Below are 23,908 nucleotides of genomic sequence, written 5' to 3' on the forward strand. Positions count from 1 at the left end.
TGCTTAGTAAGAGAAATTATGCAACATAATTGGCATAACTAGCATTAATACATCTTCTGTATCTGGTTGATCTTGAGGAACAAGAAGACCTGCCATACCTGGTTCAGAAAGTCTTAAAGTTACTCTATCAGAAGAGATGTTATTAAGTATCTCGATTAAGAATTTAGCATTGAAGCCAATTTCTAAATCTTCACCATCGTGCTCACAGAATAATCTTTCCTTCGCCTCGTTTGAGAAGTCTAAGTCTTCTGCTGAAACAAATAATTCGTTGTCTTGAATTTTAAATCTTACTTGATTAGTTGTTTTGTTAGCATAAATAACAATACGTTTTAAACAGCCAAGTAATGCTTGTCTATCAAGAGTAACTAAATTATTATTGTTTAATGGAATTACATTTTCATAATCAGGGAAACGTTCGTCGATTAATCTTGAAATTAATCTCATTGTTCCAAATGTAAATACTGCATATTGATCATTAAATTCTAATGATACATTTGTTTCGTCTGCAGGAAGGATATTTTTAAGTTGAGTAAGTGCTTTTTTACCTAAGATAATAGGTTCCATCATACCACTTACTTCAATATCGTTTCTTCTGTAACGAACTAATCTATGCGAATCTGTAGCTACAAAATCTGAATGATCTTCAGTAAAGTTGAAGAATACACCATTCATATTTGGTTTCATATCATCGTTACTTGTAGCAAAAAGAGTGTATCCAATCGCATCTTGTAAAGTGATAGCAGACATAGCCAATGAACTAGACATTGCGATGTCTGGGTTCGAAGGATAATCTTCTGCATTCTCACCAGCCAATTTGTAACGTCCGTTATCTGAAGCGATTTCAATAGTATAAGTATCAAAATCAATTGAGAACGTTACTGGTTGTTCAGGTAAGTTTTTTAATGTATCTGTTAGCATTCTTGCAGGAATGGCAACATTAGCATCAGCGTCAGCTTCAACATTAATCTCTGAGATTATTGTTGTATGCATGTCTGAGGCAGTTATTTTTAATAATCCCCCTTGAATTTCAAATAAGAAATTCTCAAGTATTGGCATAGAAGGATTGTTTGGAATAACACCATTTAGCATCTGAATTTGTTTCAGAATAGTAGATGTTGATGCAGTGAACTTCATTTTATATTTTTAATTAATTTATTAGTAACCAACTTTTTGACGGATTTCAGCTAATTTCTTGTTAGCAATAACTCTAGCTTTTTCCTCGCCAACACTTAATTCTTTTTCTAACTCATCAAGATTGGTCATATAGTAATCAAATTTCTCTCTAGCTGTTTCATAACGTTCTAGAATTAAATTTAATAATGCAGTTTTAGCATGACCATATCCATAGTTTCCACCCTCGTAGTTGGCTCTCATTTCAGCAATTTGCTCTTCAGAAGCCATCAATTTATATAAAGCGAATACATTACAAGTATCTGGATTTTTAGGTTCTTCCAAAGGAGTAGAATCTGTTTGGATACCCATTACTTGTTTTTTCAATTGCTTCTTTGGTAAGAAAATATCAATAACGTTACCATAAGATTTACTCATTTTACTTCCATCTGTACCTGGGATAGTCATTAATTCTTCGTTAATAACGGCTTCTGGTACTACAAAAGTTTCTCCATACTGACGGTTGAAAGCTGAAGTTAAATCTCTAGTAATCTCTAAATGCTGCTTTTGATCCTTACCGACTGGCACTTTCTCAGCATCATAAAGAATGATATCACAAGCCATAAGCACAGGGTAAGTGAATAATCCTGCATTTACATCGCTTAATTTATCTGATTTATCCTTGAATGAATGTGCATTAGCCAACATAGGGTAGGGAGTCAAACAACTTAAGTACCAAGTCAACTCACATACTTCAGGAATTTTAGATTGACGATAAAAAATGTTCTTTTGAGTGTCAAAACCTAAAGCCAGCCATGCAGCTGCAGTTGCATATACATTTTGTTTTCTCGTTTCTGCATCCTTAATGGTTGTCATTGAATGAAGATCCGCGATAAAGAATAATGCATCGTTATCATTAGATTTTGATAGCTCGATAGCAGGTTCAATTGCACCTAGAACGTTTCCTAAATGTTGTCTGCCAGAACTTTGTACTCCTGTTAGAATTCTTGCCATTTTATGTAAACTGACTTGTCTTTATAGTTATTATTTCAATCGGTAAAAATAACAAAAAAAAGTATTATCAAGAATTATTTTTTTACCTCTTTAGTCTCATTTAAATATTAAAAGTTTATATATCCATATAAAGGTATATAAATGTGTGATATCATTAAATTATGTTAGTTTTTGATGATTAAAAACATTGAATTGTAAAAACTGTATTCCGTACCTTGTCTTCATAAATTCCAATTTTTATAAATTAAAAATTTGTTATGGCTTTAATTAGAAAGGTAAAAGGAATCGAACCACAAATAGGAGAGAATACATTCTTAGCAGAAAATTGTACTGTAGTTGGAGATGTTACAATGGGCAAGGACTGTAGTGTTTGGTTTAGTGCAGTTGTTCGAGGAGACGTAAATAAGATTACAATTGGTGATAAATGTAATATTCAGGATGGTGCGGTTATCCATGCTACATATAAAACATCAGCAACTACATTAGGTAATAATGTATCGGTTGGACACAATGCTTTAGTTCATGGATGTACAATTCATGATAACGTTTTAGTGGGTATGGGTGCAATTGTAATGGACGATGCAGTGGTCGAAGAAAATGTTTTGATTGCAGCAGGAGCCGTAGTATTGCAAAATTCTAGATTAGAGTCAGGTTATTTATATGGAGGTATTCCAGCGAAAAAAATCAAGCCACTTGATGATAAATTAAAGGCTGTATTCGAAAGAACAGCTAATAATTATGTAATGTATAGTAGTTGGTTTGAGGATGAAGAATAAAAAAAGGGCAACATTTAGTTGCCCTTTCTTTTTGATACACACGTCTTACTCGTCGTGTAACCATTCTTTCTTTGCTGTAAGCTCTTCTTCTGTTTCTCTGTAATCAGGATCGTCTACACAACAATCAACAGGACAAACAGCAGCACATTGTGGTTCTTCATGGAAACCAATACATTCCGTACATTTATCTGGAACAATGTAGTAGAACTCATCAGAAACAGGTTCTTGATCTTCAGATCCATCGATAGAACTTCCATCTTCCATTTCGATTGAAGTTAAAGAAGTGCCATCACCCCATGTCCATTCAACACCACCTTCATAGATGGCTGTGTTCGGGCATTCTGGTTCACAAGCTCCACAATTAATACATTCGTCGGTGATAATGATCGCCATATTGAAATTCTTATGTTTTAAAAAGCGTCAATTGGTTAGTGGTTCGCTAACGTTTTAGTGACGTTTTGTTTGTTACACAACTAAACTAAGATCTTTAAAAAAAGTTTTTTTGATCTTTTACTTTTACAAAGGTGTACACTTAAATATAAAAAATCAATACCCTAGTTGATTTGAAGACTAAAAAAGTTGGGTTGAAAGGGTATTTATTATCAATTATTATGGAGCTATAACAAAAAGTTATAAGTATTGACCTTGAAATAGTTCAATTAACAATTGCACTATATTGATATCATGTTGTATTTATTTGTCAAAAATGAACTTCCAGAGATAAATGTTTCTAATAGTTAAAAATTATAGGTATTATTAAATATATGTTAAGCTATTCATCCATTAAACTCTTAAATATGTACAAACTTGTTAGATACACCCTAATTCTAAGCTTATCAATACTGGCTTTCTCTTGTGATGATTCAGAAGATGAAAAAGAATTTTACAATACATCTCCTATTTCAGGGGATTGTAGTTTACAGACATACACCTATTCACAAGTTCTCGATAGTGCAGGTGTAACATATAGAAACATTCAAATCAACAGAGACTTTGATTACACTGGAGATAATTTAACATCTTATACCTATAGTTTAGATTATATGGTATTAGATACAAATATGGTAGAACAAAGACAATCACAAAGTTACCAAATCGATTTTTCATACAACGATGATGGTACATTTTCTAATGTAACATCTGGTACAGAAGAACTCTTGGAAATTGTAAATGTTGATGGTAGATTATATTCTTTAAAAGGTACAACTACATCTGGCGGTACATTCGAATTGGTATTTGAATATGATGATCAAAACAGAGTAGAGTATATCGTAAATGCGGAAGATGTAGGTTCTGATAAAGCAGAGATTACTTATTTTAAAATGACATATAATGATGCTGGAGATGTCTCTAGATTGGCATATATGGATGGTGATTTTGAATTTGCCTACAATGAGTATAGATATAATGAAGATATGAGAAACCCTACTCAAGGAATGGTATTTTACATTATTTCCCTTGTTGAAGCGGGTTCATTTGATATTTATGGAGATCCAAGTACTCTAAGTGGAAGTATAAGTGAATTCTTCAGATTATACGTTTACAATACACAATCTGAAGATTATGATTACACAGATTGGATGTCTACAGAATATATAATGGAATTCAACTATCAGGTTAACGATAAAAATTATCCTGTTTCTTCCAATTATAAAGTAGATTTTACAGATACAATTAAAGAAACATATAACGAAACGTATTCTTATACCAATTGTCAATAATTGTAAATGTGTAGTTTAAGTGTTATATTTACCATTGCACTTAAACTACACTTTTAAATTATGGAATTATTTATTGGCATTATTCTCATTTCTATGCCTATTCTTTTTGCTCTCGGACTTTTGGGATTTATGATGTCTGGTCCAAAAGGAGAAGAAGAATCTAAATTAAATATCGTAGAAGAAGGAGAAACAAAAAGAACTGCTTTCGAAGTAGAAAAAACGATTGCAAGCTAAATGTAATCGTTTTTTTTATTCCAAAATTTTAATATCGAACATTTGATTGGTTTCGTAATTTAATATGGTTACTACTTTTATTGAGTAGCATTTTCATAATACTTGATCCTTTTATAAATATAAAAAAGCCAAGATATTTGATACATATTCAATTATCTTGGCTTAATATTTATTTCAAGATTGAGGATCAATCAACTCAATCAATTATTCTTTCTTTTCTTTTTTCTTATGCAATGTATAAACAATACCAATGTTTAAGGCGTGTTTAAACTGAATAGCTTGACCCATTGTTCCATCATCACGATTAACAGTAACATCAGGATCGTATATCAATTGTGTGCCAAAGTTAGCAGACAACCAGTCATTTACCTTCATATCAATCAGCAGGTCCCAATTAACAACCCACTCATCTAAACGATCATATTCGGCAAACATATTATAAGTTGAAGTAAGCGTTACATTTTTTACTAATTCCTTTTTAATGCCTAGTTTAAAATTCATACCTAGCTGATCTCTAAAGTTGTCGCCAGTATCCAAGCCGTATCGAGTGGAGAATACAGTGTCAACAACGAAAGTCATTCTATTGGCAACAGGGGAGTAAGTAGCATAGATCCATTTGGCAGGTGTATACGTCAAACCAATGTTAGCATTTAGATAACCGGGGGCCATAAATGCTGAGATTTGAGTTTCTGTTTCGATTTTTCCACCAGGATTATTTGGATCATCTATGGTGTTGTATTCGAAACCTTTATCAAATTGTGATCTAAAATCTAAAGCGACAGTAAATAATAATTTTTCCGTCCATTTATAGCTGTAGTCAAATCCAAGAACCAATTGGTCGTCAGTTTTTTTCATTGGAAATGCAGACTCTGACTGATTGATCATACCATAAGCCATATCTGTGCTAATTCTGGTAATCGCTTTTTCAGTTTCTCTTATCATTTTGTAGTTAAATACACCGCCAAATGAGTAAGAACTTGTACCACCACCTGTCCAGTTGACTAGACCAACGTTGGAGAAATTTGCACCAATTTTACCTTCTTTTTTCCACGGTCCCTGAGGAGCAGTAGCTGTAGAATCTTGTGCAAATGTTTCACTTGTAATGAAAGAAGTTATGGTGAGTAGAAAAATGAAATAAACTTTTTGGATTTTCATTAGGGATTTATGTTTTGATATTTTTTCAAACTTAATGTAAAACTGTGAAAAAAAATTAAAAAATAAAATTGTATTTCAAGTAAGATTACTTTTTGCATTTCATTTACGCATCAAATAATACCAATTCTTAATGGTGCATCTTAAATTTTAAACAAAAAAGAATTTAATTCGTATTAAAAAAGAATCATTAAAATTTATTATTTTTGATAAAGTAACCCATTGTGTATTCTATATTTGAATACATCTTTAAAACATTATTAATTATCTTCATGAAGTATATTTTATCACTTTTTATCATCTCATTTTTTTCAATCAGCGCAGTCTATAAAGAAAATATAGAATGGAAATCTATTGATATAGCAATTGGACAATCAGAAAATGACAATAAACCAATATTTGTTGATGTTTACACAGATTGGTGTGGTTGGTGCAAAGTATTAGATAAGAAAACTTTTCAACATGAAGATGTGGTGGATTACGTTAAAAATAATTACCATGCAGTAAAGTTAAATCCTGAGAAAGAAGGCTCTTTTACATTTAAAGGGAAAAATTATACTTATGATTCTTACATGGATAAACATAAGATAAACAGTTACCCCGCAATAATTGTACTTCATCCAAATGGTAAAGAAAAAGTATATATGGGTTATCGAGATTCTAAAAGCTTCTTAGAAATCTTGAAAAAGTATAAAAAACAAGTGGATTAATTCGTAATTCAATATTTCTCTATATATTAGTATATCATAGATTAAATTAATTATATATGTCAAAAAGAAAAAAGGCACTTTTCTTACCTGTGCTACTAGTGGGGCTAGGGTTATTCGGGTTTTCAATCATCGCTAGAATCGATGCACCCGAAAACAGCAATAAAAATATCATTAAAAAAGAACTAATATTTACAGCTTTAGATCGAATTCATTACAATACTATTGATGTTAATGATGAATTTAGTGAAAACGCTTTCAACCAATATTTAAAGATATTAGATCCAAACAAAAGATATTTTCTAAAGGCAGATATTAATAAGTTCAATAAATCGAAAGATAAACTTGATGATGAAATCAAGACGGGTGTAAATACAGACCTTTATGAACTTTCAGTTAGAATATTTGATGAAAGAAGACAAGAGGTAGAGAAGATGACTGAAGAGATTCTGGCAAAGCCTTTTGACTTCACTAAGAAAGAAACAATTCTTTTTGACTCCGATGAAATGAAGTTCCCAAAAAATGATAAGGAACGTTATGATAGATGGAGAAAAACATTAAAATATGCTGCTTTGTTGAGAATGAACTCAAAGTTGAAAGCAGAAGAAGCGAAAAAGAAAACTGCAGAAGAAAAAGGAGAGGAGTTTACGCCTACATCATATGAAGATATGGAAAAGGACGTGAGAGAGAAAGTGTTGGCTAATTATAAAGATGTTTTCGATTATATGAGAAAGCAAGATGAAGATGATCATTATGCCAATTACTTAAATTCTATGATCTCAATCTATGGTCCTCACACAGAATATTTTGCTCCAGAAAAGAAAGAACAATTTGATACTGAAATTTCTGGTCACTTTGAAGGTATCGGTGCTCGTTTACAGCAAACAGGTGGAGAAGTAAAAGTAGTTAGTATTATTGCTGGCTCTGCATCTTGGAAACAAGGTGATCTAGAAGCAAATGATATCATATTGAAGGTTGCTCAAGGAGAAGAAGAACCTGTTGATATTGGTGGAATGTCTCTTAAAAATTCTATCAAACTTATCAAAGGACCTAAAGGAACTGAGGTTCGTTTGACAGTAAGAAAAGCAGATGGCCGTATTACTGTTATTCCTATTATTAGAGATGTTGTCATCATCGAAGAGTCGTATGCTAAATCAGCTGTTATCATTGATGAAAACTCAGGTAAGAAAATAGGTTTGATCGACCTTCCTTCATTCTATGTAGATTTTAACGATCGTAACGGTAGAAATTGTGGTAACGATATCAAGCAAGAGATTATCAAATTAAAGAATCAAGGTGTTGATGGTATCGTATTCGATTTAAGAAATAACGGAGGTGGATCTTTAGGTGATGCTGTTCAAATTGTTGGACACTTCGTTGGAAAATCTCCAGTGGTTCAAGTAAAATCTAAAGGTGCAGGTCAGAAGACGTTGAAGCCAGAAGATAACAACATTCTTTATGATGGTCCTCTAGTGGTGATGATCAATAGAATGTCAGCATCAGCTTCAGAAATTGTTTCTGCAGCATTACAAGACCACGGTAGAGCAGTAGTTTTAGGTTCAAGATCATTTGGTAAGGGTACAGTTCAACGTTTTATCGATTTGGATAGAATGACAAGATCTGAAGAGTTGAAGCCTCTAGGATCATTAAAATTGACTATTCAAAAATTCTATAGAATTAACGGTGAAGCAACACAAGTAGATGGTGTAACACCGGATATCTTACTTCCTGATACTTACGGTTACTTGAAAGTTGGTGAAGAAGATCTTCCATTTGTTTTACCTCATGATAGCATTGAAAAAGCTAAATATAACATGTGGGCAGAACAACTACCTTTGGCTGATTTAAATGCTAAATCAAAAGAAAGAGTAGCGAATGATAAAGTATTCAAGATTATTGAGGATAATGCTTTAAGATTAAAGCGCCAAGAAGAGAAGAAATACTTTACATTGAACTTGGATGAGTTTAGAGCTGAACAAGAAAAATTAGATGAGGAGTCTAAGAAATTAAGAGAAGCTGAAACTGTTCATGAAGAATTTGATATTACAGTGATGAAAGATCATTACCCTACTTCTAAGCCTGATTCTGTAATCCAGCAATCAGAAGATAAGTGGAAAGAGGTAATCAAGAAAGATGCTTACATTAAAGAAGCAACAATGATTATTTCTGATATGATGATTCAATAATCATAAATATATAACACAAAAAAGCCTGTCATTTTAGACAGGCTTTTTTTGTGTTCATTTATCATCCCTTCATTTGATGATAACCTGATTCTTGAAGCTTTAGATAATAAAAAAGGTTGTTCAATTACTTGAACAACCTTAATTTTTGTAGCGAGAACGAGAGTTGAACTCGTGACCTCCGGGTTATGAATCCGACGCTCTAACCAACTGAGCTACCTCGCCATGTTTGTGCGGACAAATGCACTATTTTAAGTCGTTGTAGCGAGAACGAGAGTTGAACTCGTGACCTCCGGGTTATGAATCCGACGCTCTAACCAACTGAGCTACCTCGCCATTTCGGTGTGCAAATATGGGGTGATTATTCTAAAAATGCAAAAATCAAAAAACTTAAATTTTTAAATTATTGTAAAGACTTTGATAAGTCTTTAATCTTTAACTAAATAAAATCTGAAGTGCAATATAAAAAAATTTAGAGTAGCCGAAAATAATCATCAAAAAGGCCCTGAAATCGCATTTTTTGATATTCTTTTCCACTCAATGCATTAATAAGTTTCATTTTTTTTAATCACAGCCTAAAATTATTCTTTATTATATTTTTTAGGTTGTTCTTTACCTATTAAATGTTGATAATTGTAAACCAAAATATAGATCAATAATCATTACCAATATTACGTTATGGCAAAATTTAAATATCAGGCGGAATATGAGTTCAAAGTTCCATTACACAAACTTTATCCTTATTTTATAATGCCTAATCTTTTAAAAGATTGGTTTGCAGATAAAGTGGTAGAAGATGCAGAATTAAAAACAATCACTTTTGATTGGGGTAATGATCATAAGGTAGGTAAAATCGCCATTAGGCGTCAAAATCAACATATCAAGTTTGTATTTAAAAATGATGATGAATCTAAAAAATCATCTTACTTAGAATTTAAATTTGATTTCAGCGAATTAGCTCAATCATCTTTTGTAACTGTAATTGACTTTTCAGAAATGGATGATATAGATGAGTTGAAAGAATTGTGGGATGAATTTTTTGGTCGCCTACACGAGATTATTGGTGGCTAGCATAATACGTTAATATGTCATTTGAATTTTCAAATAAATATCTCAAGCAGCTTTCTAGAGCAGTAGAACAGGAAGAAAACGAGTACATCATCAATGAATTTGATGGAATGCACTCTGCCGATATTTCTACTGTAATGGAAGGGTTAAGTGCTGAGGATTGTAAATATATATTGGAATTACTCAACCCATCTGTGGGCGCTGATGTAATTTCTGAAATTGAGGACGATACTAGAAATAATTTTCTAACACTATTTACTCCTCAAGAGCTTTCAAAGTACATGGACAATACGGATTCCGATGATGCGGCCGATATCTTAAACGATATGCCTGTCAAAGTAAGGGAAGAAGTATTAGCCAGTATGAACAATAATGAGAAGGTTCAATATATTATTGATCTTTTGCATTATGAAGAGGATTGTGCAGGTGGTCTTATGGCCAAAGAATTGGTGAAAGCCAATATCAATTGGAATGTCTCTCAATGTATTGAAGAAGTAAGAAGGCAAGGTCAAAATGTAGATAAAATCTATACGGTTTATGTCGTAGATGATCATGATATTCTTTTAGGAAGAATATCCATGAAAAAGCTTTTGATTGCCAATGACCTTACTAAAGTTGCAGATCTTTACGAGCCAGAAATTGCTAAAGTATATTCTTATCTTGATGAAGAAGAAGTAGCTGATATCATGCAGCACTACGATTTAGAAGTGATCCCTGTAATCAATGTGCAAGGTCGTTTGTTAGGTAGGATTACAATTGACGACGTGGTCGATGTTATTACAGAACAAGCGGAGAAGGATCAGCAAGCCATGTCGGGTTTATCTGAGGACGTAGAGGAGACAGATAGTTTGATTGCTATGGCGAGAGCAAGATTGCCTTGGTTGATCGTTGGTATGTCTGGAGGTTTATTAGGAGCTAACTTCTTAGGGGGCTTCGAAGAAGAACTAAGTAGAATTCCAGCAATGGCCTTTTTTATCCCACTTATTACAGCAACAGGAGGTAACGTAGGTATCCAATCTTCTACCATTGTTGTACAAAGTTTAGCAAGTGGTGGTTTCCAAGGTTCAGCAATGAACCGATACTTAAGAGTATTAGTAATTGCCATTCTAAATGGACTTACATTAGCTGCTTTGGTTTACGGTTTTAATATGATTTTCTCAGATAATCATCAATTGGCCATTGTGGTTTCTTTTGCTTTATTTAGTGTGATCATGATTGCCTCCTTTATGGGGACAATAACACCGCTCGTATTGAGTAAATTTGGAATCAACCCAGCTTTAGCCTCCGGGCCTTTTATAACGACCTGTAATGATCTTATTGGCCTTGGAGTATATTTTATGGTTGCAAAAGCATTACTTCATTAAAAAGCGTTTATAACATAAAAGAGGTGTGATAAACATTTTCTTTATACCTTTATAAAATGTCAGAAAACAAAAGAACAGAAGTAGATCAACTAGGTGAGTTTGGTCTGATCGAAAGAATTACAAAAGATGTTGAAATTAATCATAAATCAACGGTAAAAGGTATCGGAGATGATGCTGCTGTGATTGATTGTGGAGATGATTATATGGTGGTTTCAACCGACATGCTATTGGAAGGAATTCACTTCGATTTAAGCTTTATGCCTTTACAACATTTAGGTTACAAAGCGATCGCAGTGAATGTTTCAGATATTGCTGCTATGAATGCTTTGCCTGAACAAGTAACTGTAAGTATTGCAATTACTAACAGATTCTCTGTGGAGGCGATTGATATGATTTATCAAGGTATCAAGGCAGCTTGTAAGAACTATAATGTCGATTTAGTGGGTGGAGATACTACTTCATCAAGATCGGGATTAGTCATTTCTGTTTCAGTAACTGGTCGTGTGGCAAAAGATAAGATTGTTTACAGGTCAGGTGCGAAGAAAGGAGATATCCTTTGTTTATCAGGTGATATCGGTGGTGCATATATGGGACTTCAAGTACTTTTAAGAGAAAAGAAAGTATATGAGTCTAATCCAGAGATGCAACCAAAATTAGACGATTATGAATACATCGTAGGTCGTCAATTACGTCCTGAAGCAAGAACAGATGTTATTCATGACTTAAGAGAAATCGGAATTGTGCCAACATCAATGATTGATGTTTCTGATGGTGTAGCTTCTGAGATTATGCATATCTGTAAAGCATCAGGAGTGGGAGCAGCTATCTATGAGCAAAAACTTCCAGTAGATCAAAGAACATTTGATGCTTGTCACGAGTTTAAGATTCCATCAGTAACTCCAGGTCTAAACGGTGGTGAAGATTACGAATTATTATTTACTATAGATCAAGAAGACTTTAAGAAAGTGGAGAAGAATCCTAATATCTACTTCATCGGATATATTGATGAGGCAGAAAGTGGTGCTAGAATGGTGACTGTAGGTGATCAGATCGTTCCAATTTCAGCACAAGGATTCAAACATTTTTAATTATGGCAGGACACAGTAAATGGGCCAATATCAAACATAGAAAAGGGGCCCAAGATGCAAAAAGAAATAAACTATTTACAAAGTTAGGTAGGGAAATCACAGTAGCAGCTAAAGAAGGTGGTCCTGATCCAGAAATGAACCCACGTTTGCGTTTAGCAATTCAAAACGCAAAAGGTTCAAATATGCCAAAAGATACCATTGAGAGAGCAATTAAGAAAACTCAAGGGAACGATGATATCGTATTCGAAGAGTTAACTTATGAGGGATACTCAAAAGGTGGAGTGGCAATTTATGTAGAGTGTAGTACAGACAATACAAGACGTACTGTGCAAAATGTAAAAAGTTACTTTGCTAAAATGGAAGGTTCCTTGGCTAAAAATGGTTCTTTGGAATTCCTTTTTGATAGAAAAGGAGTGTTCTCTTTTGAGATTTCAGAAGAGGTAGATAAAGAAGAACTAGAGTTAGAATTGATCGATGCTGGTGCAGATGAGATTGAGTTTGAAGAAAACTTAGTTCAAGTGTTGTCAGCGATGGAAGATTTTGGTACTGTCAATAAGAAATTAGAAGAATTGAATATTGAGGTATCAAGTGCTAACCTTCAAAGAATTCCTCATACAACCAAAGAAGTTGATGATGCTACCTTTGATATTGTGATGAAGTTGATTGATCGTTTGGAAGATGATGATGATGTTCAGCAAGTATTCCACGATTTAGAAATGACAGAAGCTCAAGCAGAACGTCACTTTGCATAAAATAAGGAGTTCTTTCTGCTCAAAAATAGTATTTGATATTGATTTGCATCTAAATCAATTATTGATAAAAAACAAACCCCTTGATACAAATCGTATCAAGGGGTTTTTATATGTAAAAGATTTAAGTTAATCTTCTTTGTTTACGTTGATCTTGTGAATATCTATCTCTTCGTCTTCATCTTCGAAATAGAAAGTATCCGTACCCTCGATAACAGGTTGCATTGCATCTTTATTTACATCGAATGTATATAACAAACAAGGTAATAATGTAAGGTTAGTACTCATAGCAACAATCAATGTAACTGATGTCAACAAACCTAACGCTTGAGTCGCTCCAAATGTAGATCCCATAAAGATGGCGAAGCCACAGAAAAGAACAATAGATGTATATAACATTGATGCTCCAGTTTCTCTTATAGCCATAATTATTGCACGTTTCATGTCGTAATTATGAAGAATAATCTCCTGACGATACTTGGCAAGGAAGTGAATAGAGTCATCCACAGATATACCGAAGGCGATAGAGAATACAATAGCAGTACTTGGTTTCAATGGAATACCCAAGAAGCCCATCATTCCTAAAGTAAATAAGAGAGGAATTAAGTTCGGAATCAATGAGAGGATAATGATTCTCAAATTACCAAACAAGGTACCCATGATGATTGCAATTAATACAAATGCAATCAACATACTTTGTTTTAAGTTTTTGATCAAGAAATCATTTCCTTTAATAAAGATCAAGGTCGAGCCTGTAACCGTAGCCTCGATATCTGTTTTTCCTTGGATATCTTTTAGTTTCGGACGAATAACATTATCGACTAAGTTATCCATTTCAATCGAACCAATATCAGCCATTGAAGTAGTTAAACGGATGTACTGACCTGTTGAATCCATCATGGCATTTGCCATTTTTGATGTTTCAGCATCAGTACTATTTCTCGCATACTTCATAATGTAAGTCATCTCACTTCTAGAAGGAAGTTTATAGTAAGATGAATCACCACCATGGAAAGATTGATTAGCCGCTTTTAAGAAAGTAGTAATTGATATTGGAGGAGAAACCTCATCCAACGAACCAATGAATTCTTGCATTTCCTCAATTTTATCAAGGTAGCCTTTCTTCATGTATCCTTTCTTACGACCAGTATTGATAAGAATTTCTAATGGCATGACACCACTAAATTCATTCTCAAAGAATTTAAGATCTTGTTTTACATGGTAATCCTCTGGTAAATCGTCTACCATATACGATTCAGCTGTTACCTTGTAGGAGCCATATATTGATAGAGCGACCATTGCAGCAGTAAAGAAGTAAACTACTTTTCTGTAATGCAATACCAAGATTTCCAATTGATGAATTAACCAGTTGGTAGGTCTAAATTCTAAGTGTTTTAAATGTCTTACATCAGGGGCTGGTAAATAAGAGAATACGATAGGAATAAACGTAATAGAAATGATAAAAGTAACGGCAATGTTGATACCTGCTACTATACCAAATTCCTGCATAGCTTTAATACCCGTAGTAATCAATACCATAAAACCAATAGCTGTAGTAGTATTGGTAATTAAGGTAACTACACCAATTTTTTTGATGATTAAGGCAAGAGCATCAATTTTTGACAATCCACTTGCATAGGCTTGATGGTATTTATTGAGTAGATAAATACAGTTGGGAATGCCTATAACCACCAGCACCGGAGGAAGTAAACCTGTAAGAATTGTGATTTCGTAGTTGAATAGGGATAGTGTACCCATAATCCAAACAATCACTACAACTATTACTAATAAAGGATAAAAAACAGGGGAGAACGACCTAAAGAAAAGGAATAATACTAAGGCCACCACACCAATGGATATACCTAAGAATATCATCGTTTCACTTTTCACCTTGCTAGCCATAATTGAACGAACATATGGCATACCCGCATAATAAAGTTGAATGTCAGCTTCTTTAGCAAAAGCTTGTGCTTTTTCTTCCAACTTCATCATTACAGCGGTCCTGTTTTTCGAATTAAGAACAACAGGGTCCATATTGATCAACATAGCAGTAGCTCCACCCTTAGAAATTAATCTGTTTTCGTAGGCTTTTACTTCTTTTACTTTAGAAATAACACTATCTAACTCTGCCTGAGTTGATGGCTTCTTTTTAAAGAATTGCTCAATTTCGAATTTTTGACTCTGTCGATTTGCAATGAGGTTAGGGACATCTGCAATAGAAAGCACATTTGTGATTCCTTCTAATTCACGGATATCTTCACACAAATCGATGAATTTATTAAAATTATCGAGCTGAAATAATTTAGGATCTTTCACGCCAATAACAAAAGAAGAGGCATCTTCGCCAAATTTCTCTTGGAATTCATTGAATGCAATCATATCAGGATCATCATCAGGAATAATTCTGATGTACTGATAGGACCACTTTACATCTTTGGCATGATATCCCATAAAAACAGTAGTTAATGCAATAACTACTAGAATTGGAATACGATTACCAAGTATAAAACTTGCTATTTTTTTCCACATAAGTATAGAACAAAAAAAGTGAGGGAATGTCCCTCACTATTATATATTTTATTGATTAAAACCTAACATTTTAATAGCAGCTACTGCCGCTTCAACACCTTTGTTACCGTGCTTTCCACCTGCACGATCAAAAGCTTGTTGTTCAGTGTTTGGTGTTAAAAGACCAAATACTACAGGCTTATTGTATTTTAAAGAAACGTTAGTTACACCATGTGCAACTGCATCACAGATAAAATCAAAGTGTTTCGTTTCTCCTTGAATCACACAGCCTAAACAAATTACAGCATCAACTTCTTCGATTTGAGCCATTAATTGAGCTCCAAAAGTTAATTCAAATGCACCTGGGACATCTTCTCTGTAAATATTTTCCTCTTTTGCTCCTTCATTAAGAAGTGTTTCAACTACCGCTCCATGTAAAGATTCAGTGATCTTTGGATTGTATTCTGAAACAACAATAGCAAATTTTTTCCCTGAGATGTCAATATTTTTTTTCTTAGTGTATTCACTAAGGCTTTTTAAAGCACTGGCCATTTTTGATGATTTTTAAATATAAAATTACAAGCTTACAAAGTTATCAATTTTTATGGCTTATAATAATCTCAATTCGAAATTATGCGACCAAAAAATTAAATATTTGTAAGCTTGTAAAATATCTTAAACTGACCTTTAGATTAATCCAATTTCTCTTCTACTTTTTGAGGCGAAATCATGTGTATAATTGATGCAATAATTATCACTGACATACAGCCAATTACATTGTACCACAAATAGGGGACATCAGTAAATTTAAATAAGTAGATGATGATACCTTCCGAGATTAAACCTCCAATAAAGGTAGCATTTGATCCAATTTTCTTGAAAAAGAAAGCGATCATAAAAACTCCTAAAATCACACCATAGACCAAAGATCCTAGAATATTCACCGCTTCGATTAAAGATCCTAACTGATTTGCAAAGGTGGCAAATAAAATGGCGTAAACACCCCACCCAATACTTACTAGTTTAGAAACCTTTAGGTAGTGTTTTTCTTCAGCTTCTGGTTTGATCATTCGTTTGTAAATATCTACGATAGAAGTAGAGGCCAAAGCATTAATTTCTGATGAAGTCGACGACATACTGGCCGAAAGTATAACAGCGATTAATAAACCAATTAATCCAGCAGGAAGGTAATTAATTACGAAACTTAAAAAGATATAGTTGGTGTCTTTAGTATCGATTGTGTCATCAACAGCATTAATCTTTGAAATGATTTCTGCTTTCTGACTTTCCACCAATTCATTACTTGCTATCAATTGCTTTTTAGTGGAATTGATTAACCCTTCATTATCACTATTTAATGCATCAGCATAAGCCAATGCCGCTTTTTGTCGGTCTTGTTGAACTTCTTGATAATCTGATTCATAAGAAGAGAAATTCTCTACTTTATTTTGAGCGTCTTCAAGGGCTACTTTATTAAATAATACCGGTGATGGTTGAAATAGATAGAAAACATAAACCATCGCACCTATAAATAAGATCAGGAATTGCATTGGTATTTTGATCATACCATTAAATAATAACGCTAATCTACTTTGTCCGATTGATGCTCCACTTAAATAGCGTTGTACCTGAGATTGGTCTGTACCAAAGTATGACATGGCTAAGAAGAATCCGCCAATCAAACCTGACCATACATTATATTTGGAAGTTGGATCGAATTTAAAGTCGATGGCATTTAATTTTCCTGATGCACCTGCAATATGTAAAGCATTATTGAACGATATAGCATCTGGCATCATCACAACAACAAGGATCCCAGCCAGAAGCATGCCCACAAAGATGACCGCCATTTGTAACTTTTGTGTTTGGTTAACAGCTTTTGTTCCTCCTATTACCGTATAAGCAGTAACTATAACGCCGATACCAATATTAGTGTAGTTAATATTCCAACCCATCAATGAGGATAGAATCAAAGAAGGAGCAAAGATGGTAAAACCTGCAGCTAATCCTCTTTGGGTCAAGAATAAAATAGCGGTAAGAGTTCTTGTTTTTAAGTCAAAACGTTTCTCCAGATATTCATAGGCGGTATATACATTCAATTTATGGTATATCGGTACCACAACTACTGAGAGAACAACCATAGCCAAAGGTAAGCCAAAGTAGAATTGAACAAAGCGCATCCCGTCTACAAACGCTTGTCCAGGAGCAGATAAGAAGGTGATGGCACTTGCTTGAGTAGCCATAATTGATAAAGCTACAGTAAACCATTTTGCCTCTTTGTTACCCAAAAGATAACTATTCATATCTTTCTGGGCACGTGTTTTCCAAATACCGTAGATTACGATAAAAGCCAGTGTACCCGTAAGTACTATCCAATCTATATAACTCACTGTAGTTTAGTTAAATGCGTTTGAGAACCAAGAAAATAATGTGATAAGGCCGACAAGCTCAGCAATCACAATAATGTACAATTGCTTCCAACTTTTGCCTACAGGAGGTTTGTTGTTTTCTTCTTCCATACTTATTTTCCTTTTTTAGGATTGGGTTTGTAGTTTAACATATTTGCAAAAATTCTGTAAGCTCCAGAAACACCTGCTGGCAATTCTCTAAACCAAGAAATTCCGCTGTAAATAAATGCTCCTTGTCCGTAATCGGCAACTAATAAAGAACCATCTACAGGGTCTTCATTAGGATCTTGCATTCTCAAAATAGGAGTATATTCATCTCCCCATTCATTAGGGAAGTATAATCCTCTTTCTTGTACCCAACCATCAAAATCTTCTTTGTCAATTTTGTTTGGATAGTTCATCAAAGGATGCTTCTTTTCAAGAATTTCTACAGGACTTTCTTCTACTGTTACTCTATCTCTTGATAGTTTGAGGTCAGCATAAGGCCCAATTTGTTTCGTTTTTACTCTATGAGAAGTATTGTATTGCACAATTACATTTCCTCCATTATACACATAGTCCATAAGTACAGGTTGAAGGTATCTCATGTTTTCTAAAACATTGTATGCTCTAATTCCAACTACAACAGCATCATAATTCTTTAAATACTCTTTTGTGATGTGGTCATGATCTAAAATATCTACTCTATATCCTGCAGTGATTAGCGACTGAGGGACAACGTCACCTGCACCCATTACATAAGCAATAGACTGAATATCACCTCTATTAATATTTAATCGGATAAGTTGTATGTTGGCATCAACAAAATAGTATTGTCTATAGATATGCTCATAATCAATGATATTTAATCCTTGATCAATTTTCTGACCTTTATCTGTAGTGAAATAGAGATGAAGGTTTTCTTTTCCATCTTTTTTAGAAGGAGTGACCTTTAATACTATTTCAGCTTTATCACCCTTATTTTTTAAGTCAACATCAAGTGATCCGTTGGATTCGATAGACCAACCTTTCGGTAAGTCATAACCAATTTTGCCTTTTGCATTATCTGTTTTTGCGGTAAAACTGACTTTAATGCTTTTAGATTGATCATCACCAAAAATCAATGTTTTTTGATCAATATCAATAGTTATCGCAGGAACAATACCTAGTGGAATATATACTTCACCTAAAGCAGGATTTACTTTTTTCTGCCAAATGTTAAGCGTTTCTTCAACTTTAACTCCCTGTACTGTTAACTGAACTATCACTGGAATAGGGTAAAAGTTTTCTGGCTGACCAATCATTTTTTGTTTATCTACACGATACATTCCTTTTGATGATAGTTTTTGTAACCAATAAGGTTGAGAGATAGGGAAGTCAGCCGGCACTTTAACATCAATAGTAGTTTTGATGTTTTTATTGTAAGTCAAATCAGTTGATAATTCCTTTTCTGATAGTGCACCAACTTGTACTTTGCTTAATTGAACAGAAGTAGATGATCTATTGATAGTTCTTAATTCAATATTTAAGCTATCACCTTGTGCAACTTGAGCATCGTCAACCAATGCCTCTAAGAATATTCCACTACACTGTAAGATCAATTGATTTATCTTTTCTGATTTTTTGTTGACCCAATAATCAGTTTGATCTAATTTATCAAGTTCTTTTTTGATTTTGATTAGCTGATTGACAGATTTCTCAGGTTTGGAAGGGTTAAAGCTGTCTTGTAATTCCTTGATGTATTTTTCGACTTTACTAGAATTAGCTACTCTTTTCCATGAGGTATCTACATCCTCCATGGGAGAGGATTTCATTTCAGCTCCGGCAAGTAATTCGAAATATTCTCTATTTTCTCCTCTTTGTAAAGCGGCACCAAATCCCTGACATCTATGTTTTGATCGAGCAGTCATGGCGATCTCACCCACATTTTTTCCTAATACAGGAATATAATTTCCAGTTTCTAAGCTGACGAATTGTGAAGCATCAAAAGATTCTCCTTTTCCTCTAAAGAACCATGAGTTGGTATTCCACATAATTCTTTTTGGTTGCCAAGGGGCTACATATTTTAATTGTTCAGGATATTTAGTAGAATCACCAGCAATTTTAAATGCTTCTAGAGCGATGATAGCTGATGTTGTATGATGTCCATGTGTTCTTCCTCCTCTGTTTGGAGAGAATCTCGTAATGATGATATCAGGTCGGAAACGTCGGATATTCCAAACAGCATCAGCTAGTACCTGATCTTTATCCCATACTGAAAGTGTTTCTTGGGGATTTTTCGAATACCCAAAATCGTTTGCACGGCTAAACATTTGTTGTCCGCCATCTACTTTACGGGCTTCAATAAGTTCTTGTGAACGAAGAATACCGAGTTCTTCTCTTATTTCAGTACCAATTAGGTTTTGTCCACCATCACCTCTAGTTAGTGAAGTATAAGCTGTTTCATACCCTTTTGCACGAGCAAAATAGGCAATCACTCTTTGATTCTCATCATCGGGATGAGCTGCAAAGTACATTACTGCACCTAGGGTGTTTAAGTGGTTAATTTCTTGAATGATATTGGAAGTGTTTTCCTTGTTAGCTTGTTTAGGAGTTTGTCCAATACAAAGGGTTGTAATAACAAAAAATAATAGGAAGGATGTTAATCTCATCAGTTGGTTAGTAACATGAAAGGATTCGATGAAAATCAGTGGAGGTATTGTACGGACGTTGCATTGCAACGTCCATACAGATATCATTATAAAACCTCTAAAGTCTAATATTAGATATTAGATTTGTTAGCTTTTTTCCACTTTTTAGAAGCATTAGGCATCCAAGTTTCGATGTCTTTATTTAAGCTACCTTTAAAGTAGTTGTAAGCACCATCAGGTTTTGCTTCACCAAATTTACGTGCGTCAATAGCAGCAGTTAAAGCTTCGTCATATTTCTCTTGACCCGCTAAGATTTGAGCTTTTACCCAATTATTCCAGAAATAGTTTGGACGAAGGCTAATTGAATTTTCAATTAATTCTAAAGCTTTTTCAGGATTTGAAGAAGCATAGAAGTTTGCTGAGTTTTGGAAAGTTCTCCAAACATTCTTAGTACTTGATGCAATATTTGCTTCTGCTAATTTATCTGTAGGAACATTTACTGTAAAGCTAACCATTGTTTTGTCCCACCATAAAGTAACTTTTGCTTCGTTGTCTTTTACAGATTCAATCAAGTAAGTTAATCTTTCTCTGAAAGGAGCAGCCTCAGGCTTTGTTTTGAATGATGCAACATCATCAGCTTCAATTCCTGCGATATCTTGTTTTCCATCTTTATTGTAAGCAAAGATAGATTTGTTAGCACCATTGAAATGGTAAGTCCATTCTGCATTTTCTTCTAAAGAAAGGAAGATGTTGTAAGTACCTGCTTTTACTTCTTTACCGTCAATCATAACATCAGAAGAGAAAGTGATGGCAGTTGGTCCGTTAGCACCAGCTCTCCAAGTTGAGCCAAATTTTTCTAGCTCACCAAAAACAGTTCTACCTTTTACAGCAGGTGAAGAGTAGTTAACAGAAATCTCAGTAACGCCAACTGTTTGTTTAACTTCAGCCGCAGGTGATGGAACTGGAAGATTTTGAGCGAATACGTTTGCTACGCCAAGAAGTAGTGTAACAATTAGTGAAAGTGTTGATCTTTTCAACATAGTGATTAAATTATTTTTTATGAATTATGTGTCCTAGGTCTGAATAGATAATATTTCTTCAAAAACTTGAAATCATATGATCAATTTTGACTTTGAACTAATGAAAGTTTAAAAAGTGTCGAAATAAAGAAAATAGGGGACAGAAATTCAAATTTATTTACTTAAATATTGTTTAAACAATTATTGTAAATAATGTTTAGAAGGATTTTAATTGATACTTGAGCAAATGGCTGGGTAATAATTTATATTATTAATGAAAGATAAATCTTAAAAGAAGTAACTTATTAAAATCAAAAGGGCATAAAAAAACACAAAGGTTTCGCAAGACGAAACCTTTGTGCAACCCAAAAACTAACTATTTCTCATTGCAATCGTGATTGATTGCACTTCAAAAGTAATAAAATATTTATAAATATTATTACAATAATGATAAATTAACATTAATTAAGGGTTGTATTTTAGAAGCGAATCAGGTCCAATAGGGAAATCAAAGATTAACCATATAGCCATTAACGTTACCCAAACCAATAAAAATGCAACGGAATAAGGTAACATTGTGGCGATTACGGTTCCGATACCCGCTTTTTTATCATATCGTTGAATAAAAGCAACAATTAATGCGAAGTAGGACATCATTGGTGAAATAATGTTTGTTACACTATCACCAATTCTGTAAGCCACCTGAGTTAATTCAGGAGAAATTCCCAATAACATAAACATAGGAATGAAAACAGGTGCCATTAAAGTCCATTTGGCAGATGCACTCCCCATCACAAGATTGATCAGCGCAGCTAATAAAATGAAAGAAATTAATAAAGGAATTTCATGCAAACCTAAAGCTTTTAAGAATTCAGCTCCCTTTATTGCAGAGATTAAACCAATGTTAGTCCATTTGAAATAAGCTACAAATTGAGCTGCAAAGAATACCAATACAATATATGAACTCATCGTTTTCATTGATTCACCCATACCTTTCATAATATCTGAATCATTTTTAAATGTTCCAGACCCTTTACCATATGCTATACCACAAATTGCTGCAATAATAAAAATCCAAGAAACAATACCTTTCATTAAGGCTGATTCAAAAATACTAGTCACTTTAGTGCCTTTGGCAATATCTTCAGGAGTTAGAGGTCTTCTTAAAAATCCATCATCAGGAATAATTCCAATTAAGATGATTGTAATGATAACGACTGCTGCAATACCAGCATAGATTAATCCCTTTCTTTCTTCTTTCGTAAGTGCATGCATTTCTTCAGCGACTTCATCACCTTTGTATTCACCTAATCGAGGAATGACAATTTTCTCTGTAACGAAAGTACCAGCTATACCAATAAAGAATGTAGACACAAACATGAAATAGTAATTACATGCCGGATTAATAAGATAAGACGGTTCAATAATCTGTGCTGCTTCTTGAGAGATACTTTGTAATAAAGGATCAATGGTGCCCAATAATAAGTTGGCAGAATATCCGCCAGAGACACCTGCGAATGCTGCAGCTAAACCAGCAATGGGGTGTTTTCCAAAAGCAAGAAAGATAACAGCAGATAATGGTACTAATAGCACATAGCCAACTTCACTAGCGGTATTTGATAGCACACCCGCAAATACAACGACAAAAGTGATGATTTTTTTAGGCGACTTTAAAACCATCAATCTGATGATAGTTCCAATAAGTCCACTTCCCTCAGCAATACCAATACCTAGCATAGCTACTAATACAACCCCTAATGGAGCGAAATCAGTAAAGTTCTTTACCAATTTGGTAAGGATTAAATATATACCATCTTGAGAAAGTAGGTTGACTACTGTAATCATTTCATCTTTTCCAGGATGTTTAACACTAAGATCCATTAGGGAAAATACCCATGATAAAATGACGATAGCAAAAGCAAAACCTGCAAAAAGTGTTGCAGGATGGGGTAGAGCATTACCCACCTTTTCAATAAAACTTAAAAATTTATCGATAGGGTTCTTCTTAACTGAATTGTTTGTTGTGCTCATTTAGATAGATAAGATGTAATAAATTCATTTGTGGAGTTGCCTCCAAAAGTGATGCAATTTAAATAAACCTCAAAAGACTGACAAAAGTACTTTGAAAGATTAATATTTATTGTAGTATTCAAGATACTTTGACTTATTCTACTTTTATAAGTGATGAAGATGAATTG

20 protein-coding genes and 2 tRNA genes are annotated in these 23,908 nt (G+C 33.8%); 9 read left to right on the forward strand and 13 right to left on the reverse strand.

Annotated elements, in window-relative coordinates:
* Positions 1-3: 3 nt before the first annotated feature.
* Both dnaN and trpS read right to left on the reverse strand, forming a co-directional pair.
* On the reverse strand, positions 4-1,134 hold the full coding sequence (gene dnaN / locus KMW28_RS09945; RefSeq protein ID WP_169665293.1) for a DNA polymerase III subunit beta: 1,131 nt from the start codon (positions 1,132-1,134) through the stop codon (positions 4-6).
* 21 nt (positions 1,135-1,155) lie between these two features.
* Entirely contained in the window at positions 1,156-2,124 is a 969-nt protein-coding gene (gene trpS / locus KMW28_RS09950; protein WP_169665292.1) for a tryptophan--tRNA ligase, read from the reverse strand.
* A gap of 257 nt (positions 2,125-2,381) precedes the next feature.
* Here trpS and KMW28_RS09955 point away from each other — a divergent pair, with 257 nt between their 5' ends.
* Positions 2,382-2,900: a gamma carbonic anhydrase family protein gene (locus KMW28_RS09955; RefSeq protein ID WP_066207757.1), complete on the forward strand. Its 519-nt coding sequence runs from the start codon at positions 2,382-2,384 to the stop codon at positions 2,898-2,900.
* Between the two features lie 45 nt (positions 2,901-2,945).
* On the opposite strand, the gene KMW28_RS09960 is transcribed toward KMW28_RS09955, so the two are convergent.
* Positions 2,946-3,293, reverse strand: coding sequence for a 4Fe-4S binding protein (locus KMW28_RS09960; protein WP_066207754.1), 348 nt, complete (start codon positions 3,291-3,293; stop codon positions 2,946-2,948).
* Between the two features lie 404 nt (positions 3,294-3,697).
* Here KMW28_RS09960 and KMW28_RS09965 point away from each other — a divergent pair, with 404 nt between their 5' ends.
* A complete protein-coding gene (locus tag KMW28_RS09965) occupies positions 3,698-4,621 on the forward strand; it encodes a hypothetical protein (RefSeq protein ID WP_169665291.1) in 924 nt (307 codons plus the stop codon).
* 60 nt (positions 4,622-4,681) lie between these two features.
* Positions 4,682-4,855: a hypothetical protein gene (locus tag KMW28_RS09970; RefSeq protein ID WP_169665290.1), complete on the forward strand. Its 174-nt coding sequence runs from the start codon at positions 4,682-4,684 to the stop codon at positions 4,853-4,855.
* A 204-nt stretch (positions 4,856-5,059) separates the two neighbouring features.
* On the opposite strand, the gene KMW28_RS09975 is transcribed toward KMW28_RS09970, so the two are convergent.
* A complete protein-coding gene (locus KMW28_RS09975; protein ID WP_169665289.1) occupies positions 5,060-6,010 on the reverse strand; it encodes a DUF3078 domain-containing protein in 951 nt (316 codons plus the stop codon).
* A 269-nt stretch (positions 6,011-6,279) separates the two neighbouring features.
* On the opposite strand from KMW28_RS09975, the gene KMW28_RS09980 reads away from it, so the two are divergent.
* Both KMW28_RS09980 and KMW28_RS09985 read left to right on the forward strand, forming a co-directional pair.
* On the forward strand, positions 6,280-6,717 hold the full coding sequence (locus tag KMW28_RS09980; protein ID WP_169665288.1) for a thioredoxin family protein: 438 nt from the start codon (positions 6,280-6,282) through the stop codon (positions 6,715-6,717).
* A 56-nt stretch (positions 6,718-6,773) separates the two neighbouring features.
* Positions 6,774-8,900, forward strand: a complete 2,127-nt coding sequence (locus KMW28_RS09985; protein ID WP_066207743.1) for a carboxy terminal-processing peptidase — start codon at positions 6,774-6,776, stop codon at positions 8,898-8,900.
* A 148-nt stretch (positions 8,901-9,048) separates the two neighbouring features.
* Here KMW28_RS09985 and KMW28_RS09990 read toward each other — a convergent pair.
* Positions 9,049-9,122, reverse strand: a tRNA-Met gene (locus KMW28_RS09990).
* Between the two features lie 37 nt (positions 9,123-9,159).
* Positions 9,160-9,233 (reverse strand) — tRNA-Met (locus tag KMW28_RS09995).
* A 342-nt stretch (positions 9,234-9,575) separates the two neighbouring features.
* On the opposite strand from KMW28_RS09995, the gene KMW28_RS10000 reads away from it, so the two are divergent.
* Genes KMW28_RS10000 through KMW28_RS10015 form a run of 4 tightly spaced genes read left to right on the forward strand, consistent with a single transcriptional unit; the run spans position 9,576 to position 13,169 of the window.
* Positions 9,576-9,968, forward strand: a complete 393-nt coding sequence (locus tag KMW28_RS10000; protein ID WP_169665287.1) for an START-like domain-containing protein — start codon at positions 9,576-9,578, stop codon at positions 9,966-9,968.
* A 14-nt stretch (positions 9,969-9,982) separates the two neighbouring features.
* Positions 9,983-11,329 carry a magnesium transporter gene (mgtE, locus tag KMW28_RS10005; protein ID WP_169665286.1) on the forward strand — a complete coding sequence of 449 codons (1,347 nt, stop codon included), beginning with the start codon at positions 9,983-9,985 and terminating at the stop codon, positions 11,327-11,329.
* Positions 11,330-11,385: 56 nt separating this feature from the next.
* Positions 11,386-12,417, forward strand: a complete 1,032-nt coding sequence (gene thiL / locus KMW28_RS10010) for a thiamine-phosphate kinase (RefSeq protein ID WP_066207736.1) — start codon at positions 11,386-11,388, stop codon at positions 12,415-12,417.
* 2 nt (positions 12,418-12,419) lie between these two features.
* A complete protein-coding gene (locus KMW28_RS10015) occupies positions 12,420-13,169 on the forward strand; it encodes a YebC/PmpR family DNA-binding transcriptional regulator (RefSeq protein ID WP_169665285.1) in 750 nt (249 codons plus the stop codon).
* 126 nt (positions 13,170-13,295) lie between these two features.
* On the opposite strand, the gene KMW28_RS10020 is transcribed toward KMW28_RS10015, so the two are convergent.
* The 7 genes from KMW28_RS10020 to KMW28_RS10045 all read right to left on the reverse strand — a co-directional run bounded on the left by KMW28_RS10020 (position 13,296) and on the right by KMW28_RS10045 (position 23,741).
* The gene (locus KMW28_RS10020) at positions 13,296-15,695 is read right to left on the reverse strand and encodes an efflux RND transporter permease subunit (protein WP_169665284.1); all 2,400 of its coding nucleotides are present in this window, start codon (positions 15,693-15,695) and stop codon (positions 13,296-13,298) included.
* A 48-nt stretch (positions 15,696-15,743) separates the two neighbouring features.
* Positions 15,744-16,226: a 6,7-dimethyl-8-ribityllumazine synthase gene (ribH, locus tag KMW28_RS10025; protein ID WP_066207730.1), complete on the reverse strand. Its 483-nt coding sequence runs from the start codon at positions 16,224-16,226 to the stop codon at positions 15,744-15,746.
* 140 nt (positions 16,227-16,366) lie between these two features.
* Complete coding sequence (locus KMW28_RS10030; protein WP_169665283.1) at positions 16,367-18,064, reverse strand: sodium:solute symporter; 1,698 nt, start codon at positions 18,062-18,064, stop codon at positions 16,367-16,369.
* A gap of 6 nt (positions 18,065-18,070) precedes the next feature.
* Complete coding sequence (locus tag KMW28_RS28580) at positions 18,071-18,193, reverse strand: hypothetical protein (protein ID WP_257794074.1); 123 nt, start codon at positions 18,191-18,193, stop codon at positions 18,071-18,073.
* Positions 18,194-18,195: 2 nt separating this feature from the next.
* Positions 18,196-20,712 carry a PIG-L family deacetylase gene (locus tag KMW28_RS10035; RefSeq protein ID WP_169665282.1) on the reverse strand — a complete coding sequence of 839 codons (2,517 nt, stop codon included), beginning with the start codon at positions 20,710-20,712 and terminating at the stop codon, positions 18,196-18,198.
* Positions 20,713-20,822: 110 nt separating this feature from the next.
* Positions 20,823-21,731 carry a DUF2911 domain-containing protein gene (locus KMW28_RS10040; protein ID WP_169665281.1) on the reverse strand — a complete coding sequence of 303 codons (909 nt, stop codon included), beginning with the start codon at positions 21,729-21,731 and terminating at the stop codon, positions 20,823-20,825.
* A 444-nt stretch (positions 21,732-22,175) separates the two neighbouring features.
* Positions 22,176-23,741 (reverse strand): AbgT family transporter, encoded by a 1,566-nt coding sequence (locus tag KMW28_RS10045; protein ID WP_169665280.1) that lies wholly within the window; start codon positions 23,739-23,741, stop codon positions 22,176-22,178.
* Positions 23,742-23,908: the final 167 nt, after the last annotated feature.

The organism is Flammeovirga yaeyamensis (genome assembly GCF_018736045.1).
Classification (GTDB): Bacteria; Bacteroidota; Bacteroidia; order Cytophagales; family Flammeovirgaceae; genus Flammeovirga; species Flammeovirga yaeyamensis.